A 16,625-nucleotide genomic window follows, 5' to 3' on the forward strand; every position below is an offset into this window, starting at 1 on the left:
ACCCTATCTCAGGTCGCCGCCCTGCCGATGCAAGAACCCACCATCCGCCGCGCCGGGTCGGCCGACGCCGAGGCCCTGGCGGAGATCGGCGCCCGCACCTTCAGCGAAACCTTCGGCCACCTCTATCCGCCCGCGGACCTCGCCCGGTTCCTCGCCGAGGCCTACGGGCTGGAGCGCACCCGCGCGGACCTGGCCGATCCCGCAAAGGCCTCCTGGATCGTGGAGGCGGCGGACGGCCAGGTGGTCGGCCTGGCGCTCGCCGGCCCCTGCGCCCTGCCCCATCCGGACATCACGCCCTCCTGCGGCGAACTCAAGCGGCTCTATCTGCTGAAGGCGCATCAGAACGGCGGCCTTGGCGGGCGGCTGTTCGCGCAGGCCATGACCTGGCTGCAAGGCGGCGGACCACGGAACGTCTGGATCGGCGTCTGGTCGGAAAACTACGGGGCCCAGCGATTCTACGCCCGTCACGGCTTCAGCAAGGCCGGCGAATATGGCTTCGAGGTCGGCGACACGATCGACCGCGAATTCATCCTGATGCGCCCGGCGCACAAATTTTCTACAGACTGAAACAGATTGCCTGGGGCGCGACATAATTTCGTCTAACTGATCCCGCGGTAACCGGATAAAAGTTGCCGCGAATTAACGCGCAACCCCTTGGCTGAGGGCCCGGCTTTTGGGACTTTAGCCGCAATCGTCGCGTAGTAGCTCGAAGGCTCGAAAGTGGGATGCTGAGGATCGGATATGTGCGGCTGCGGGACCCGGAGTCCGCCAGCGACACGGTGACGTTGAAGGCCCTGGGTTGCCACGTGGTCCGCGCCGAAGAGCCCGCGCCGGATACGGACGAATCGGCGGTGCTGTTCTCGATCCTCGACTTCATCGGGGCGCGCGACCAGCTGGTCATCACCCGGCTTGTCCACCTGGGCCCGTCGGCGCGGTGCGTGCTGGAAGTGCTGGACCGGCTGGAGCAGCGCGGCGCCAGCCTCTACGTCTACGAGCCCGAGCTGAACAGCGAGGGCCCCGGCGGCCGGGCCCTGCGCGCGGCGCTGGAGGCGGTCGCCTCGCTGGAGCCGGCCTCGGCCGGCCGCCGCCGCCGTCCCGCCGCCCAGGAGATCCGCGAATTGCAGCGCGCCGGCGTCGGCCCGGTGGAGATCGCCCGGCGGCTGGGCGTCTCGCGCATGACCGTCTGGCGCAAGCTGAAGGCCGTCGAAGCCTGAGGCGGCCTTGCTGACGGGCCTTGCTGACGCCGGCGATCCGCGCCAGCCTGCCCTGATGATCCCGCGCGTCCTCGTCATCGCAGTGCTCGCCGGCCTCGCCCTGGCCGGATGCGCCAGCGTTCCGATGGGCGCTCCGGGCGCCTGGAGCCTGCAGGCCTCGGCCACCGCGGGCGCGGCGCTGGTGTTCGCCGATGGCGGCCGAGACGTGCTGCGGCTCGCCTGCCGTCGCAGTCCCGCCGAACTCTACCTCGCCTCCGATCGCCTGAAGCCCGCCCACGGCGAGGTGCGTCTGGACATCGACAGCCACCGGTTCAGCCTGCGCCCTACGGCCGACGAGCCGCGCCTGGCGGCCGTGGGGCCGATGCCGGACGCCCTGCCCGCCGCCCTGCTGGACGGCGGCCGGATCAGCGTCACCGCCGATGGCCACAGCCTCGGCCCGTTGCCCGCGCCCGACGGCAAGACCACCGCGGCCTTCGTGATCGCCTGCCGGGCCGACACCGCGGTGGGTTGAACCCGGCGAGGGTTGGGCGCTTACAGGGGCTCGGCCACCACGGAGAACTCCGATGCAGATGCGCACCCTTGGAAAGACCGGGCCGCAGGTGTCCGCCATCGGCCTCGGCTGCATGGGCATGTCGGGCATGTACGGTCCCTCCGACCGGGTGGAGAGCCTGGCCACCATCCACGCCGCGCTCGACGCCGGGATCAACCTGCTCGACACCGGCGACTTCTACGGCATGGGCCACAACGAGCTGCTGATCGCCGAGGCGCTGAAGGACCATCGGCGCGACGAGGTGCTGATCAGCGTCAAGTTCGGAGCCCAGCGCGGGCCCGACGGCGCCTGGCTCGGCTATGACGCCCGGCCGGCCGCGGTGAAGACGGCCTGCGCCTACAGCCTGCAGCGGCTGGGCGTCGACCACATCGACATCTACCGCCCCGCCCGGCTGGACCCCAACGTCCCCATCGAGGAGACCGTCGGCGCCGTCGCCGAGCTCGTGCAGGCCGGCTACGTCCGCCATGTCGGGCTGTCCGAGGTCGGCGCCGAGACCATCCGCCGGGCGGCGGCGGTCCACCCCATCGTCGACCTGCAGATCGAGTACTCCCTGGTCTCGCGCGGCCTCGAGGACGAGATCCTCGGCGTCTGCCGCGAGCTGGGGATCGGCATCACCGCCTATGGAGTGCTGTCCCGCGGCCTGATCGGCGGCCACATGCAGGCGGCCCCGGCCGGCGGCGGCGACTTCCGCGGCTTCAGCCCCCGCTTCCAGGGCGAGAACCTGGAGCGCAACCTGGCCCTGGTCGAGGCGCTGCGTCAGGTCGCCGAGGCCCGCGGCCTCACCCCGGCGCAAGCGGCCATCGCCTGGGTGCTGGCGCAGGGCGAGGACATCGTGCCGGTGGTCGGCGCGCGCCGCCGCGACCGGCTGGCCGAAGCCCTCGGCGCGCTGGCGACCGTCCTTGCGCCGGCGGACCTGGCGGCCATCGAAAAAGCGGTCCCGAAAGGCGCCGTCGCAGGCGACCGCTACCCCGCCGCCCAGATGCGCTCGCTGGACAGCGAACGCCGGGCCTGAGGCGTCCGCGCACTGGACATCGGGCGGTCGCAGCCCCATCCTCGGCGTTCAAACGATCGTTCGCTTCCGGACAACCGCCCGATGTTCATGCGTTTCTTCACCGAGCTGCGCCAGGCCAAGGTGCCGGTGACGCTGAAAGAGTACCTCATGCTCATGGAGGCGCTCGACAAGGCGGTGATCGACCGCTCGGTGGAGGATTTCTACTACCTGTCCCGCGCCGCCCTGGTGAAGGACGAGAAGAACATCGACAAGTTCGACCAGGTGTTCGGCCAGGTCTTCAAGGGCCTGGAGCGGATGGGCGACGACGTCACCGCCGACATCCCGGCCGAGTGGCTGAAGAAGATCTCCGAGAAGTTCCTCACCGAGGAGGAGAAGGCGCAGATCGAGGCCATGGGCGGCTTCGACAAGCTGATGGAGGCGCTGGCCGAGCGCATGCGCGAGCAGAAGGAACGCCACGAGGGCGGCGAGAAGGCGATCGGCACGGGCGGCACGTCGCCCTTCGGCGCCAACGGCTACCATCCCGAAGGCATCCGCATCGGCCAGGACAAGGGCCGCCACGGCAAGGCGATCAAGGTCTGGGACAAGCGCGAGTACAAGAACCTCGACGACTCCGTCGAGCTCGGCACCCGCAACATCAAGGTGGCGCTGCGCCGGCTGCGCAAATGGGTCCGCGACGGCCATGCCGACGAGCTCGACATGGGCGGCACCATCAAGGGCACCGCCGAGAAGGGCTACCTGGACATCCAGATGCGCCCCGAGCGCCGCAACAAGATCAGCGTGCTGATCTTCTTCGATATCGGCGGCTCGATGGACAGCCACATCAAGGTCTGCGAGGAGCTGTTTTCAGCCGCCCGGACCGAGTTCAAGAACATGGAGTTCTACTACTTCCACAACTGCCTCTACGAGTCCGTGTGGAAGGACAACCGCCGCCGCCATGCGGAGAAGATCCCGACCTGGGACGTGCTCCACAAGTTCCCGCACGATTACAAGGTCATCTTCGTGGGCGACGCGACCATGAGCCCCTACGAGATCACCTACCCGGGCGGCTCGGTGGAGCACTGGAACGAGGAGGCCGGCGCGATCTGGATGGACCGCGTGGCCAACATCTACGAGCACATGGTCTGGCTGAACCCGACCGCCGAGCGGCACTGGGACTACACGCCCTCCGTCGGGGTCATCAAGCAGCTGGTCAACGACCGGATGTACCCGCTGACGCTGCAGGGCCTGGAGAAGGCGATGAAGGAGCTGGCGCGCTAGAGCGCGACGAGGGCCGATGAATTCGTCTGAACTCTGAATCGTGCTCTAGAATCAAGGTGTAGATGGGGGCGCGACGTTTGCAGGGGTTCCCAACCGGGCGCGGGCGTGGGACCTCTAAGAGAGCCCATGACCGATCTGATTCACGATTCCACCGAAACCGACGAGACGCAGGCCGCCACCAAGGCGGCCGTGTTCGCTTCGGCTGAGCGGCTGTTCGCCCTGCACGGCTTCCAGAACGTCTCGGTGCGCGACATCACCGCCGACGCCGGCGTCAACCTCGCCTCGGTGAACTACCATTTCGGCTCCAAGGACGCCCTGCTGTTCGAGATCTTCCGCCGGCGCACGGCGGAGCTGAACCGCGAGCGCGTGCGCATGCTGCACGAGGCCAATGGCCGCCATGACGGCAAGCCGCCGGTCCGCGAGATTCTCGAGGCCCTGTTCGCCCCGCCGCTGAAGTGGGCCGACCCGGAGAACGACCGCCGCATCTCCGTGCAGTTCATCATCCGCGCCCGCTCCGAGGGCACGGCCGAGATGCGCGAGGCGCTGCAGAACGACGTCTCGCACCTGGAGCGGTTCGCCAACGCCCTGATCGCCGCGCGCCCCGACCTGCCCCGCGAGGAGGTCTACTGGCGGCTGCACTTCTGCCTGGGCATGGTCCACAACAACCGGTTCGCGGAGTTCGACCGGCTGCACCACCTGTCCGGCGGCGCCACCCGCGAGGGCGACGCCCAGGCGCTGCTGAAGCGCATGGTCGACTTCGCCGAGGCCGGCTTCCTGGCCTGATCGCCGTGCCGCGGATCGTCACCGACGCCCGGACCTTCACCGCCGACCGCCCATGGGGCGCCCGCGACCTGGCGGAGATCGAGGGCGCAAGCGTGCGCCTGCATTGGACCGACCAGCCCTACCGCTGGCACGTGAACGATGGCCGCGAGGTCTTCGTGGTGCTCGATGGCGAGGTGGAGATGCGCTACCGCCAGGCGGGCGAGGAACGCACCGTGCGGCTCGGTCCCAGCGACATGTTCATCGCCGAGGCCGGGGACGAGCACGTGGCGCATCCGCTCGGCGCCGCGCGCATCCTGGTGATCGAGCGCAAGGGCTCGGTTTAGAACCCCTCCTGCGCCACCACCGCGGTGACGGGCGCCTTGTGGAAGCTCACGCCGCGATACTCGACCTCGTCGCCCTGCGGCGTCGCCCCGGTCAGCCGCAGGAACTCGTCCCAGCGGTCCTCGGGCATCAGCAGCACCAGGCCGGCGAGGTCCCTGTAGGCCTCGATCTCCCGATCGGCCTCTTCGCGAATGTCGCGCACGTCCGCCTTGGCCGGGTCGGACTGGTCGAGATGGCTGGGATGCGGCGTCTGTTCCGGCATGCTGGAGCAACCCCCATCCCTGCGCGGAGTTCCGTCGGAGCTACGCCGCCAACGCCCACGCGAACTTCAGGTCCTCGACGAACATGGCGTAGGCCCTGGCCTTGGCGTCGGCGTCGGGCACGCGCAGCAGGTAGGACGGATGGTAGGTCACCACGCCCTGCGCCTGGTCGGGCAGCTGCAGGGCCTGCTGGCGCGCCTTGCTGATCGGCATGGCCTTGCCGAACACCGAGAACACCGCGGTCGCGCCCAGCGCCACGATCACCCGCGGCCGCACGATCCGCCGCTCGTTGTCCAGCCACCAGCGGCAGGCGACGACCTCGCCCGCGTCGGGAGTCTTGTGCAGCCGGCGCTTGCCGCGTTGCTCGTGCTTGAAGTGCTTCACCGCATTGGTGACGTAGGTCTCGGTCCGCGGCACGCCGGCCGCCGCCAGCGCCTTGTCCAGCACCTGGCCGGCGGGCCCCACGAACGGCTGGCCGGCGAGGTCCTCCTGGTCGCCCGGCTGCTCGCCGACGAACATCAGCTTCGCCCGCCCCGGCCCCTCGCCGGGCACGCCCTGGGTCGCGTCGCGCCAGAGGTCGCAGCGCCGGCAGACCTGCACGCCGGCGGCGATCTCCTCCAGGGTCGCCGGCGCCCCGCCGTCGAACGGCGCGTCCCGGCTGGCGCGCAGGGCGGCGCGGACGACGCGGCGGGTAGGTTCGGAGGGCGACTGGCGGACCATGTCTGTCGTGCGGGCCTCGGCGCGGGCGATCAACTCGGGAATGAGCCGCGCTTCGGGCAGGTTCCGCCAGTAGCGCTTCGGCATTTCCTTCTGCATGGCGGCGACGTTCAGGCGGGCCGGGTTGAAGATCGACGCGTAGTAGGTGCGCCAGTAGCCCTCCAGGGCGTCCTCCGGCGGGGCGTCGGCGGCGTCGGCGCCTGCGGTGAAGGTCAACTCGCGGGTGTCCCAGTGCAGGCAGAGGTCCGGCGTCAGGATCGAGAACCGCATATTGGCGAACCGGCCGACGAAGAACGGCGCGACCGCTTCGGTCACCCGATGCGCCGGCTCGAACCAGGCGGCATAGGCCTCCGGCTCATCACCCACCCGCCGCAGGCGTACGAAGGCTTTCATCTTGTGGACAGCCTGGTCGACCTGCCGGGCGAGACTGCGGGCCCGGGCCACGTCGAGGTCGGAGGCGATGTGCAGCAGGTCGGGCTCGCGCTCCATTCGCCAGAGCAGCCGGTAGAGCAGGCCGAACCGCTCGTTCGAGCGGTGCAGGATCACCGCCTCCGCCAGCTCAAGGAAGGCCCGCGGCACGGTGAAGGCGCGCCCGGCCGCCGGCGCCTCCGGCAGGGCTTCGGCGAACAGGTCCCCGGCGCCGTCGACGGTCCAGAGCGCCGCGTCCGGAGCGACGCCATGGGCCCGCAGCGTCCGCGCCGCTTCCCGCCAGCCGGGGAAGTCGGTTCCGCTGGCCAGCCGCACCACCTGCATCAGAACAGACTCAGCTGTTCGGGCGCCGGCGGATGGGGCAGGACCTCCCGGTCCGCCAGGGCGACGGGCCGCCAGTCTGCGGCCACGAGGAAGGGCTTCAGCTTCTCCACCCCGCGGGTCAGCCGCTTCAGGTCGGCCAGGGTGAGGCGCCGGTAGCGGCGCACCTCCATCACCTTGTCGACGGCCTTGACGCCCAGCCCAGGGACCCGCAGCAGGCGCCCGCGCTCGGCGGTGTTGACGTCCACCGGGAAGTCGCCGCGATGGCGCAGCGCCCAGGCGAGCTTGGGGTCGATGTCGAGGTCCAGATGCTCGGCCTCGCCGACGATCTCGGCCCGCTCGAAGCCGTAGAACCGCATCAGCCAGTCGGCCTGGTAGAGGCGGTGCTCACGCGCCAGCGGGGGGCGCGCCAGCGGCAGGCGGGCGGTGGAGTCCGGGATCGGCGAGAAGGCCGAGTAGTAGACCCGCCGCAGCCGGTAGGCCCCGTAGAGCGCCTCGCTGCGCTTGAGGATCTCGCCGTCGGAGGCCTCGTCGGCGCCGACGATCATCTGCGTGGACTGGCCGGCCGGCGCGAACTTGGCGGCCCCGCCGGCGCGGGTCTCCTCCTGCCCGGCCTCGACGCCCAGCCGCACCGCCGCCATCGCCTTTTTGATGCCTGCCAGGTCCTTTTCCGGCGCGAGCCTCGCCAGGCTGTCGTCCGTCGGCAGCTCGATGTTGACCGACACCCGGTCAGCGTAGAGGCCGGCCTGATTGACCAACTCCGGCGAGGCCTCCGGGATCACCTTCAGGTGGATATAGCCGCGGAAGTCGTGGGCCTCGCGCAGCAGCTGCGCCACGCGGACCAGTTGCTCCATTGTGTAGTCAGCGCTGCGGATGATGCCGGAGGAGAGGAACAGCCCCTCGATGTAGTTGCGCTTGTAGAAGCCCAGCGTCAGGTCGACGACCTCCTGCGCCGAGAACCGCGCCCGCGGCGTGTTCGAGCTCACCCGGTTTACGCAGTAGGCGCAGTCGTAGACGCAGAAGTTGGTCAGCAGGATCTTCAGCAGCGAAATGCAGCGCCCGTCTGGCGCATAGGCGTGGCAAATGCCCATGCCGCCCTCGGACGAGCCCACGCCGCGGCCGTCGCGGGAGTCCCGCCGGCTCCCGCTCGACGAGGCGCACGAGGCATCGTACTTCGCCGCATCGGAAAGGATGGCCAGCTTGCGCTTGAGATCCAGGACCGCCATGCCGGCATCTTAGAGTTCTTGGTTTGTTCCGTCCAGCCCACTGCCCGAGCCGGCGGCGGCGGGAACCCTCCGGCGGCCGGGCGGTTCCGGACGCATGGCCCGCTACCGGATCCGTCACGAGACGCTCTATTCCTATGAGCGTCCGGTGAGCTTTGCGCCCCACCGCCTGCTGGTGCGGCCGCGCGACAGCCACGCCATACGGGTGGTCGAGACCTCCCTGACCCTGTCGCCGCCCGGCGGCACCCGCTGGACCTATGACGCGCTCGGCAACTCCGTCTGCTGGTTCACGCCGAGGGGCGAGGCGCGCAGGCTGTCGATCGTCAGCGAGCTCACCATCGCCCGCTATCCCGCGCCGCTTTCCGACCCGCAGGTCGCCGACCCGCAGACCGTCACGCCCATCGTCTACGAGGCCGCCGATCGCGCCGTGCTGGCGCCGTTCATCGAGCCGGTCACCGAGGACCGCGACGGAGTGCTGTTGAAGTGGCTGCGCGGCCAGGTCGGCGGGCCGCAGGAGCCCGCGCTGGAGTTCCTGCTGCGCCTCAACCGCACCATCCACGACACCTTCGAGTACCGGGCCCGCGACCAGGGCGCGGCGCAGGAGCCCGCCCATACCGTGGCGCTGGGCGCGGGGACCTGCCGCGACTTCGCCTGGCTGATGGTCGAGGCGCTGCGGCGGCTCGGCTATGCGGCGCGCTTCGTCACCGGCTACCTCTATTCGCCGGCGCTGAGCAGCATGCGCGGCGCCGGCGCCACCCACGCCTGGAGCGAGGTGTTCATGCCCGATCTCGGCTGGATCGAGTTCGACCCCACCAACGCCCTGGCGGAAAGCGCCGACCTGATCCCGGTGGCGGTCAGCCGGACGCCGGCCGAGGCCGCCCCGGTGGTGGGTTCCATCTTCGGCGACGGCGGCGCCTCGCAGCTTTCGGTTCACGTAGACGTGCGGCCGGCCGAGTCGCTTCCCGCCGCGGCGTGAGTCTAAATCAACCGCCGAAAACCTTTGGGGAGGACCGGCCATGACGCACGGATTCCAACAGCAGGATTCCACCGCCGGCTTCTGCATTCCGAAATCCGCGGCCACCCCGCAGCATGGCCAGAAGGCCGACACCAAGACTGCGAAGGCCAAGCCGCCACGGTCCTTCGAGCCCCGTCCCGGCCACTAGCCGACGGCGCTTCCCGCCCGCGCAGACTCTGCTAGGCTCCCGGCATTGAATTAATCCGTTGCCTGAGGGGAGCCGTCCGCGGGCTCATTTAAGCCCGTCGCGTGCGGCCTGTACGTATTTGGACGCCAAGATCGATAACGCCGAGCCCGTCGCCGATATGGCCGACGGTGGCGGCGACCTGGCCGCCCGCGAGGCGGCCTACGAGAAGTTCGTCTGGGACAACCTGAAGCGAAACTATCTCGGCAACTACCTGCACGGCATGCTGGGGATGACCGGCTTCCGGCTGGTCAACGCCCCGACCTTCCTGCCCGCCTACCTGCACGCCATCTCCGGCTCCAACACCATCGTCGGCCTGGGCCTGGCCCTGCAGCAGGTGGGCGGGGTGATCTCGCCGATCTTCGGCGCCAGCAAGATCGAGCACCGCACCAAGGTGATGCCCGCCGCCCTGTGGATGGGCGGGCTGGCGCGGATGGCGATCCTCGGCATCGCCGCCTCCGGCTGGCTGCTGAAGGGCACGCCGCTGGTCGCCAGCGTGCTGTTCTTCATGCTGATGTTCGGCATCTTCATGGGCGCGCAGCGGGTGGTGTTCAGCCTGTTGATCGCCAAGGTGATCCCGATCAGCCGGCGCGGCCGCCTGCAGGCCTGGCGCAACGCCACCGGCGGACTGATCGCCGCGGTCCTCGCCTATTTCGCCGGCCGCTACTTCATCGGCCCGAACCTGTTCGGCAACGGCTACGGCACGACCTTCATCTTCGCCTTCATCCTGACGTCCATGGGCCTGTGGGCGCTGCAGTTCCTGCTGAAGGAGCCGGAGCCGCCGACCACCCGCACGCAAGGCCGCTTCCGCGACCGGCTGCGCGAATTCCCCCGCCTGATCACCGAGGACCGCGCCTACGCCTACTTCCTGCTGGTGCAGATGCTGGCCACCTCGGCGCGGATCGCGACCCCGTTCTACATTCTCTATGTCGCCGCCTCGATCCACATGACGGGGATGATGCTGGGCGCGCTGTCCCTGGCCTACCTGGGCGCGGACACCCTCTCCAACCTGGTCTGGGGCTACCTCGGCGACAAGAGCGGCTTCCGGCTGGTGCTGCTGTTCTCGATCGTCACCTGGATCGCCTCGACGGTCCTGCTGATCGAGGTCCACCACAGCTGGGCGATCTTCCTGGCCTTCTTCGGCCTGGGCGCTGCCCAGTCCGGCTACATGATGGCCGCCCAGACCATGATCCTGGAGTTCGGGGCCCGCGACGACCTGCCCATGCGCATCGCGGTCAGCGCCACCGCCGAGAGCATCACCGCCACCCTCGGCCCGCTGCTGGGCGGCAAGATCGCCGACCTGTTCGGCTACGACCTGGTGTTCGGCATCTCCATCGGCGTGCTGGTCGCCGCCCTGGTGCTGCTGATCGCCGCGGTCAAGGAGCCGCGCACGGCGCGGATGGCGGCGCTCTAGGCCGCCGCCCGCTTCTCCGCCGCGCCGCTGATGCGGGCGCGGGCCATTTCGTTGGCGACCTCGTGGGTCGGGCGGGCTTCGTGGCGGGAGCGGTCGAGGACCTCTTCCAGGGTCTGGGTCAGGCGGGCGAGCTTGCCGTCGACCCAGGCGGCGTCGAAGGCCTCGCCGCGCTCCAGCGCGCGGATCTCGCCCGCGACGTTGATGATGCCGCCGCCGTTGATGACGTAGTCCGGCGCATAGAGGATGCCGCGCTCGAACAGGGCGCGGCCGATCTCGGGATCGGCCAGCTGGTTGTTGGCGCCGCCGGCGATCACCTTGGCGTGCAGGCGGGGAAGCGTGTCGGCGTTGATCGCCCCGCCCAGGGCGCAGGGGGCGAAGACGTCGGCCTCGGCGTCGAAGATCGCGGCCGGCGTGACCACCGCGGCGTTGGTCCGGGCGGCGACCTCGCGCAGCGCCTCTTCGTTGACGTCGGTGAGGATCAGCCTGGCGCCCGCCGCATGCAGCTTGTCGGCGAGGTAGGCGCCGACGTGGCCGACGCCCTGGACGGCGACGGTCACCCCGTCGAGGTCGCGGTTCAGGGCGCGCCGGACGCAGAGCTGTACGCCGCGGAAGACGCCCTCGGCGGTCACCGGGCTGGGATCGCCGGACGCCGCCGGGTGGCCTTCGAGGCCGGCCACATAGCGGGTGTGCTTGCGCGCGCTCATCAGGTCGGCGGGCGAGACGCCGACATCCTCGGCCGTCCAGTACTTGCCGCCGACATCCTCCACCGCGCGGCCGAAGGCCTCAAACAGCGCCGGGGTCTTCTGGGTGCGGCTGTCGCCGATGATCACCGATTTGCCGCCGCCCAGCTCCAGGTCGGCCATGGCGTTCTTGTAGGACATCGCCCGCGACAGCCGCAGCGCGTCCTCCAGCGCCAGCTCCGACGAGGCATAGGGCCACATGCGGCAGCCACCGGCCGCCGGGCCCCGGGCGGTGGAGTGGACCGCGATGATGCACTTCAGGCCGGTTTTTTCGTCGAAGAAGGCGTGGACGCCTTCATGGCCCTCAAAGGCGGGGGAATCGAACAAGGTCATGCCGCGATCTTTGCTGCTGCTTGGAAGGGATTTGCGCCAGCCTCTACGCCCGCCAAGCTCATGTCACAACCCCGCCGCCACGTGGAGCGGACCGCCCGGCGCCGGCGCTCCGCGGATCGGGGGCGCGCCGGACGGCAGCGGCGCCGCGGGGTCGCGGATGAAGGCGGCGATGTCGGCCCAGACCGCCGGCCCCTGGTGGTCGCGCATCATCAGATGCCAGCCCTTGGCGTAGTAGGCGGTGCGATCGGTGGGCTTCAGCGTCTTCACCGCCCGCAACGCCGCCTTCTTGGGGATGATCTGGTCGTGGGCGCCGTAGAGGTAGAGCACCGGGGCGCCGATGCGGCCCACGGCGTCGGCCGCCCGGTCCATCATCCCGACCAGGCCATAGAGGGTGTCGGACCGCGCGCCCCAGACCATCAGCGGGTCGCGGCCCATGGCGATCAGTTCCTCGCGGTTGTCGGTGGGGCTGACCTTGCGGGTCAGCCAGCGCGGCGGGGTGTAGACCTTCGACGCCGTGAAGTTGGCCGCGAACCACAGGAGCGTGCGGTACGGCAGCGGCTGCTCGCGCCAGCCCCAGACCGCCGGCGACAGCAGCACCACCCGGTCGGCGGCCGGCGGACGGTCGGAGGCGAAGGTCTCCGCCGCCACCGCCCCGCCCATGCTCTCGCCGACCACGACGATGATCGCGTGCGGATAGGCGCGCCGCGCGAGGCTGACCACCGTGCGCAGGTCCTCGTCCATCAGCTCGTCGCCGGCCCAGACGCCGCGCCCGGGCGAGCGGCCGAAGCCCCGCTGATCGTAGGCGAGCGTGGTGATCCCCTGCTCGGCCCACCAGGGCGCGGCCAGGTGGAAGGCGTTGGCGTAGTCGTTCATGCCGTGCAGGCCGACGACGACCGCCCAGGGCTCCCCCTTCGCTTCCCAGCGCATCAGCCCCAGCCGCGTCCCGTCGAAGCTGGTCACCGAGTCGGTGTCGAGCCGCGGGCCCTGGAAGCCGAGCGGCGGCCGGCCGGCCTGCTGCACCATCAGCGGCGTGCAGCCGGCGAGCATCAGGGTCGCGAAAAGGACAGCAATCAGGCGCGTCATCGGTCGAGGATCTGGCCCACTCTTTTGCGAAGATATGGGACAACCTCCGCCTCGAACCAGGGGTTGCGCTTCAGCCAGCCGGTGTTGCGCCACGACGGGTGCGGCATCGGCAGGATCTGCGGCAGGCGCGCCCGCCAGTCGCGCACCGTGCCGGTCATCACCCGCTTGCCGCCCAACGCCCAGTCCTGGGCGTAGGAGCCGACCAGCAGGGTGAGCTCGACGTTCGGCAGCGCGTCCATCAGCCGCGACCGCCAGAGGGTCGCGCAGCGCTTCGGCGGCGGATAGTCGCCGCCCTTCGGACTCGTCCCGGGAAAGCAGAAGGCCATGGCCGCCACCCCGATCGCCGGCTCGCCATAGAAGGTCGCGCGGTCGACGCCCATCCAGCCGCGCAGCCGCTCGCCGGACGGATCGTCGAACGGCAGGCCGCTCTCATGCACCCGCCGGCCGGGCGCTTGGCCGCAGATCAGCAGGCGGGTCTCGGCCGAGACCCGCACAACCGGCCGCGGCTCATGCGGCAGCTCGCCCGCGCAGGCCCGGCAGGCGCCGATCTCGCTCAGGAGCTCAGGCAGGCTCACGCTGGGCGAACATCTGGCGTTCCCTGGCCACCATCTCGGCGTAGCAGGGCCGCGCCAGGATCGCCTCGATGTAGCCGAAGGCCTTGGGGTGGGTGGTCGGGTTCACCGGGCAGCCGGCGTGGCCCATGGTGACGAAGGGACTGACCACGGCGATATCGGCCAGGGTGATACGGTCCTCGACCAGGTAGCCGGAGGCCGGGATCACGCCCTCCAGGTAGTCGACCAGCTTCGGGAACTCGACGCGCTGCGCCTCGTCGGCCGCCGCCAGGTCGCCTTCGCGGTTCATGAACCTCGGAGCCACGACACGGTTGAAGAAGATCTTGCCGCCGCAGGCGCCGGCGATGGTGTCGCCGAATTCCTCGTACCAGATCGCCCGGGCGCGGGCTTTCGGCTCGGTCGGGATCAGGTTCGGCTCGGGCTTGATGGCCTCGAGGTAGGTGATGATGGCGGTAGAGTCGGAGATCAGGAAGTCGCCGTCCTTGAAGCCCGGCATCTTGCCGAACGGGCTCGCCTGTTTGAACTCCGGCGGGCCGGAGCCCATGCCGGCCGCGACCAGCTCGACCTCGATCCCCTTCTCGGCCGCGAAGGCCAGGGTCTTGCGCACATAGGGCGAAAGCGAATTGCCATAGACGATCATGCGTCGGCTCCCTCTGGTGAGGCGCCCGCATCCGGCAGCTTCAGCCGGTAGACGCCCTTGAAATCCTCCGGATCGGCCGGCTTGCCATGGCGGGTGATCACCAGGCGGCCCTGCCGCGCCAGGCCCACCGATGTAGCACGGACGTGGCCCAGAAGCCTGCGCCAACCCTCGGGATCGACGCCGCGGGCGACCTGTTCCGGCGACACCGACTTGCCGGGCCCGGCCTGGGTCAGCAGGTCGAAGATCGTGGCCTCTATGTCAGCGCTCATCTAGCCGCCTCGCTTCAGGGTTTCGCGGGCGATGACCACCTGCTGGATCTGGCTGGTGCCCTCATAGATGCGGAAGATCCGCACGTCGCGGTAGAAGCGCTCGATGCCGTGATCGGCCACATAGCCGGCCCCGCCGAAGATCTGCACCGCGCGGTCCGCCACCCGGCCGACCATCTCGGAGGCGAAGTATTTGGCGGCCGCCGCCTCCAGGGTGACGCTCTGGCCGGCGTCGCGCTTGCGCGCGGTCTCCAGGGTGAGCGCCCGGGCCGCCAGGGCCTCGGTCTTGGAGTCGGCGAGCATCCCCTGGATCAGCTGGAACTGGGCGATCGGCTGGCCGAACTGCTTGCGCTCGGACGCATAGGCCACGCAGTCGGCGAGCAGCCGCTCGGCGACGCCGACGCAGACTGCGGAGATGTGCAGGCGCCCGCGGTCGAGCACCTGCATGGCGACCTTGAAGCCCTCGCCCTCGCGGCCCAGCCGGTTCTCCACGGGGACCCGGACGTTGTCGAAGGTCACGTCGCAGATGTGCGCGCCCTGCTGGCCCATCTTCTTCTCGGGCTTGCCGACGCTCAGGCCCGGCAGGTTGCGCTCCACCACGAAGGCGGAGACCCCGCCGGCGCCGGGCTTCGCCGGATCGCTGCGGGCCATCACCGTGAACAGGTCGGCCTTGTTGGCGTTGGTGATAAACCGCTTGGAGCCGTTCAGCACGTAGTGGTCGCCGTCGCGGATGGCGCGGGTCTGGACGTTGGCGCTGTCGGAGCCGGCCTCCGGCTCGGTGAGCGCGAAGGAGGTGATGATCTCGCCCGAGGCGATGCCGGGCAGGTACTTCTGCTTCTGATCCTCGGTCCCGAACATCACCAGGCCCTGCGAGCCGATGCCGACGTTGGTGCCGAAGGTGGAGCGGAACGCCGGGCTGGTCCGGCCAAGCTCCACCGCCACCACGCATTCGTCCTCCATGGAGAGGTCGAGGCCGCCGTAGGCTTCGGGGATCGAGAGGCCGAACAGGCCCAGCCCCTTCATCTCCTCGACCACCTCCGGCGGCACGAGGTCCTGCTCGGCGACCTGCGCCTCCAGCGGCCGCAGCCGCTCGGAGACGAACCGGCGCACGGCGTCGATCAGCTGGTCTCGGGTTTCGGCGTCGAGCGCCATGGCGGCTCCCCTAGTTGCAGGTCTTCTCGTCGGCGGCCTTGGTGAAGCTGCCCAGCGCCACCGCCACCACGGGCGGGCCGGTCCAGGTCTCGTACTGGGTGCCGCCGGCCGGCACGGCGCAGACCTTCACCGACTGCGGCGCCAGCTTGCGGCCCACCATCCGCAGCACGCCGGCCTTGTAGATGACCGGATAGTCGAGGCCGTTCCAGATCTTCAGGTAGGAGGCCTTCTTCTCCGCCGAGCCGTCCAGCGCCACGGCGATCTGGCCTGCCTTGGGCTTGGCGTAGGTGTCCTTCACGGCGCCGGGCGGGTGGGCGATGGCCAGCTTGCCCTTCTCGGTCTTGTCGATGGCCGGCACGCCGTCCTCGCCCAGGTGGACCGTCGCCCGTTCGCCGAACACCACCTGCAGGGCCGGCCCCTCCATCTTGGTGACCGGCTCGAAGAAGGCCTCGGCGCCGGCGGCTGTCCCGGCGGGGGCGGCCGGCGTCGCAGCCGGCGGCTCGGCGGCCGGGGCGGCGGCGAGCATGAGGGCGGCGAGGCTAATCAGCATGGGCTACTCATGACTTGGGAGGAACGGTCGGCTTCGACGGCGCGGATTGTGGACTGGGCGGCTGCGGACAGACCACCTCGTTGGTGTCGCGCGGCGTGAAATGGCTGAGCCGCATGGCCTTTGCATGGCGGCCCGCCCAGCTTTCGTAGCCCGGCAGCAGCGGCAGCACCGTGCAGACCGTGACGGGTTCGCCGGTCTGCGTCGGACCGACCTGGCTCAGCAGGACCGCGCGGTAGTCGAAGGCCTTGGAGGTCCCGTTCTCGACCTTCAGCACCGTGGCGTCGCCCTGGGGTCCCATCAGCAGGGAGATCGCACCCTCGGCGACCTGCGCCAGCGGATCGCCCGTCCCCGGCGCCAGCCGCCGACCCGGCTTGGGCGGCAGGGCCTCGGCCGGATCGGCGCGCACCGCGGAAACAAGCGCCAGCCGGCCGTCCGGCGTCAGCTTCACCGTGACCCGCTCGCCCGCGAACAGCAGCAGGTCAGTGTCGTTCAGCAGATGCGACAGGTGGCCGGCGCCGGCGGGCTGGGCGGCCGCCGATGTGGCGAGCGCCAGGGCGACCGCGACGGCGCCGAGCGCGCGCCAATCCAT

21 protein-coding genes are annotated in these 16,625 nt (G+C 70.1%); 10 read left to right on the forward strand and 11 right to left on the reverse strand.

Going from position 1 to position 16,625, the window contains the following annotated elements:
* Window positions 1–27 precede the first annotated feature (27 nt).
* From DJ021_RS01745 to DJ021_RS01775, 7 genes are all read left to right on the forward strand, one after another.
* Window positions 28–567 carry a GNAT family N-acetyltransferase gene (locus DJ021_RS01745; protein ID WP_111455898.1) on the forward strand — a complete coding sequence of 180 codons (540 nt, stop codon included), beginning with the start codon at window positions 28–30 and terminating at the stop codon, window positions 565–567.
* A gap of 158 nt (window positions 568–725) precedes the next feature.
* A complete protein-coding gene (locus DJ021_RS01750; protein ID WP_111455899.1) occupies window positions 726–1,214 on the forward strand; it encodes a recombinase family protein in 489 nt (162 codons plus the stop codon).
* Window positions 1,215–1,221: 7 nt separating this feature from the next.
* The gene (locus tag DJ021_RS01755) at window positions 1,222–1,725 is read left to right on the forward strand and encodes a hypothetical protein (protein ID WP_111455900.1); all 504 of its coding nucleotides are present in this window, start codon (window positions 1,222–1,224) and stop codon (window positions 1,723–1,725) included.
* 52 nt (window positions 1,726–1,777) lie between these two features.
* Complete coding sequence (locus tag DJ021_RS01760) at window positions 1,778–2,776, forward strand: aldo/keto reductase (protein ID WP_111455901.1); 999 nt, start codon at window positions 1,778–1,780, stop codon at window positions 2,774–2,776.
* Between the two features lie 81 nt (window positions 2,777–2,857).
* Window positions 2,858–4,033, forward strand: a complete 1,176-nt coding sequence (locus tag DJ021_RS01765) for a vWA domain-containing protein (protein ID WP_111455902.1) — start codon at window positions 2,858–2,860, stop codon at window positions 4,031–4,033.
* A 126-nt stretch (window positions 4,034–4,159) separates the two neighbouring features.
* A complete protein-coding gene (locus DJ021_RS01770) occupies window positions 4,160–4,816 on the forward strand; it encodes a TetR/AcrR family transcriptional regulator (RefSeq protein ID WP_111455903.1) in 657 nt (218 codons plus the stop codon).
* A 5-nt stretch (window positions 4,817–4,821) separates the two neighbouring features.
* Window positions 4,822–5,139 carry a cupin domain-containing protein gene (locus DJ021_RS01775; protein ID WP_111455904.1) on the forward strand — a complete coding sequence of 106 codons (318 nt, stop codon included), beginning with the start codon at window positions 4,822–4,824 and terminating at the stop codon, window positions 5,137–5,139.
* On the opposite strand, the gene DJ021_RS01780 is transcribed toward DJ021_RS01775, so the two are convergent.
* Genes DJ021_RS01780 through DJ021_RS01790 form a run of 3 tightly spaced genes read right to left on the reverse strand, consistent with a single transcriptional unit; the run spans window position 5,136 to window position 8,090 of the window.
* Window positions 5,136–5,399: a hypothetical protein gene (locus tag DJ021_RS01780; protein WP_111455905.1), complete on the reverse strand. Its 264-nt coding sequence runs from the start codon at window positions 5,397–5,399 to the stop codon at window positions 5,136–5,138. The genes DJ021_RS01775 and DJ021_RS01780 overlap by 4 nt on opposite strands.
* Window positions 5,400–5,439: 40 nt before the next feature.
* Window positions 5,440–6,867, reverse strand: coding sequence for a UdgX family uracil-DNA binding protein (locus DJ021_RS01785; RefSeq protein ID WP_111455906.1), 1,428 nt, complete (start codon window positions 6,865–6,867; stop codon window positions 5,440–5,442).
* Window positions 6,867–8,090, reverse strand: a complete 1,224-nt coding sequence (locus tag DJ021_RS01790; protein ID WP_111455907.1) for a putative DNA modification/repair radical SAM protein — start codon at window positions 8,088–8,090, stop codon at window positions 6,867–6,869. The genes DJ021_RS01785 and DJ021_RS01790 overlap by 1 nt, the downstream gene beginning before the upstream one ends.
* 94 nt (window positions 8,091–8,184) lie before the next feature.
* On the opposite strand from DJ021_RS01790, the gene DJ021_RS01795 reads away from it, so the two are divergent.
* The 3 genes from DJ021_RS01795 (at window position 8,185) to DJ021_RS01800 (ending at window position 10,700) form a co-directional block, all read left to right on the forward strand.
* Window positions 8,185–9,063, forward strand: a complete 879-nt coding sequence (locus DJ021_RS01795; protein WP_111455908.1) for a transglutaminase family protein — start codon at window positions 8,185–8,187, stop codon at window positions 9,061–9,063.
* Window positions 9,064–9,103: 40 nt separating this feature from the next.
* Window positions 9,104–9,250 (forward strand): hypothetical protein, encoded by a 147-nt coding sequence (locus DJ021_RS18780; protein ID WP_165837079.1) that lies wholly within the window; start codon window positions 9,104–9,106, stop codon window positions 9,248–9,250.
* Between the two features lie 157 nt (window positions 9,251–9,407).
* Window positions 9,408–10,700, forward strand: coding sequence for an MFS transporter (locus tag DJ021_RS01800; protein ID WP_111458941.1), 1,293 nt, complete (start codon window positions 9,408–9,410; stop codon window positions 10,698–10,700).
* On the opposite strand, the gene DJ021_RS01805 is transcribed toward DJ021_RS01800, so the two are convergent.
* The 8 genes from DJ021_RS01805 to DJ021_RS01840 all read right to left on the reverse strand — a co-directional run bounded on the left by DJ021_RS01805 (window position 10,697) and on the right by DJ021_RS01840 (window position 16,625).
* On the reverse strand, window positions 10,697–11,773 hold the full coding sequence (locus tag DJ021_RS01805; protein WP_111455909.1) for a Glu/Leu/Phe/Val dehydrogenase dimerization domain-containing protein: 1,077 nt from the start codon (window positions 11,771–11,773) through the stop codon (window positions 10,697–10,699). The genes DJ021_RS01800 and DJ021_RS01805 overlap by 4 nt on opposite strands.
* 63 nt (window positions 11,774–11,836) lie before the next feature.
* Window positions 11,837–12,856: an alpha/beta fold hydrolase gene (locus DJ021_RS01810; RefSeq protein WP_111455910.1), complete on the reverse strand. Its 1,020-nt coding sequence runs from the start codon at window positions 12,854–12,856 to the stop codon at window positions 11,837–11,839.
* Entirely contained in the window at window positions 12,853–13,431 is a 579-nt protein-coding gene (locus tag DJ021_RS01815; RefSeq protein ID WP_111455911.1) for a uracil-DNA glycosylase family protein, read from the reverse strand. The genes DJ021_RS01810 and DJ021_RS01815 overlap by 4 nt, the downstream gene beginning before the upstream one ends.
* The gene (locus DJ021_RS01820; protein WP_111455912.1) at window positions 13,418–14,068 is read right to left on the reverse strand and encodes a glutathione S-transferase family protein; all 651 of its coding nucleotides are present in this window, start codon (window positions 14,066–14,068) and stop codon (window positions 13,418–13,420) included. Before DJ021_RS01820 ends, DJ021_RS01815 begins: the two co-directional genes overlap by 14 nt.
* On the reverse strand, window positions 14,065–14,337 hold the full coding sequence (locus DJ021_RS01825; RefSeq protein WP_111455913.1) for a DUF3253 domain-containing protein: 273 nt from the start codon (window positions 14,335–14,337) through the stop codon (window positions 14,065–14,067). Before DJ021_RS01825 ends, DJ021_RS01820 begins: the two co-directional genes overlap by 4 nt.
* The gene (locus tag DJ021_RS01830; RefSeq protein WP_111455914.1) at window positions 14,338–15,486 is read right to left on the reverse strand and encodes an acyl-CoA dehydrogenase family protein; all 1,149 of its coding nucleotides are present in this window, start codon (window positions 15,484–15,486) and stop codon (window positions 14,338–14,340) included. It abuts the gene before it with no gap.
* A gap of 10 nt (window positions 15,487–15,496) precedes the next feature.
* On the reverse strand, window positions 15,497–16,036 hold the full coding sequence (locus DJ021_RS01835) for a hypothetical protein (RefSeq protein ID WP_111455915.1): 540 nt from the start codon (window positions 16,034–16,036) through the stop codon (window positions 15,497–15,499).
* Window positions 16,037–16,043: 7 nt separating this feature from the next.
* Window positions 16,044–16,625 carry a hypothetical protein gene (locus DJ021_RS01840; RefSeq protein ID WP_111455916.1) on the reverse strand — a complete coding sequence of 194 codons (582 nt, stop codon included), beginning with the start codon at window positions 16,623–16,625 and terminating at the stop codon, window positions 16,044–16,046.

The sequence above is a fragment of the Phenylobacterium hankyongense genome (assembly GCF_003254505.1).
GTDB classification, from domain to species: Bacteria; Pseudomonadota; Alphaproteobacteria; order Caulobacterales; family Caulobacteraceae; genus Phenylobacterium; species Phenylobacterium hankyongense.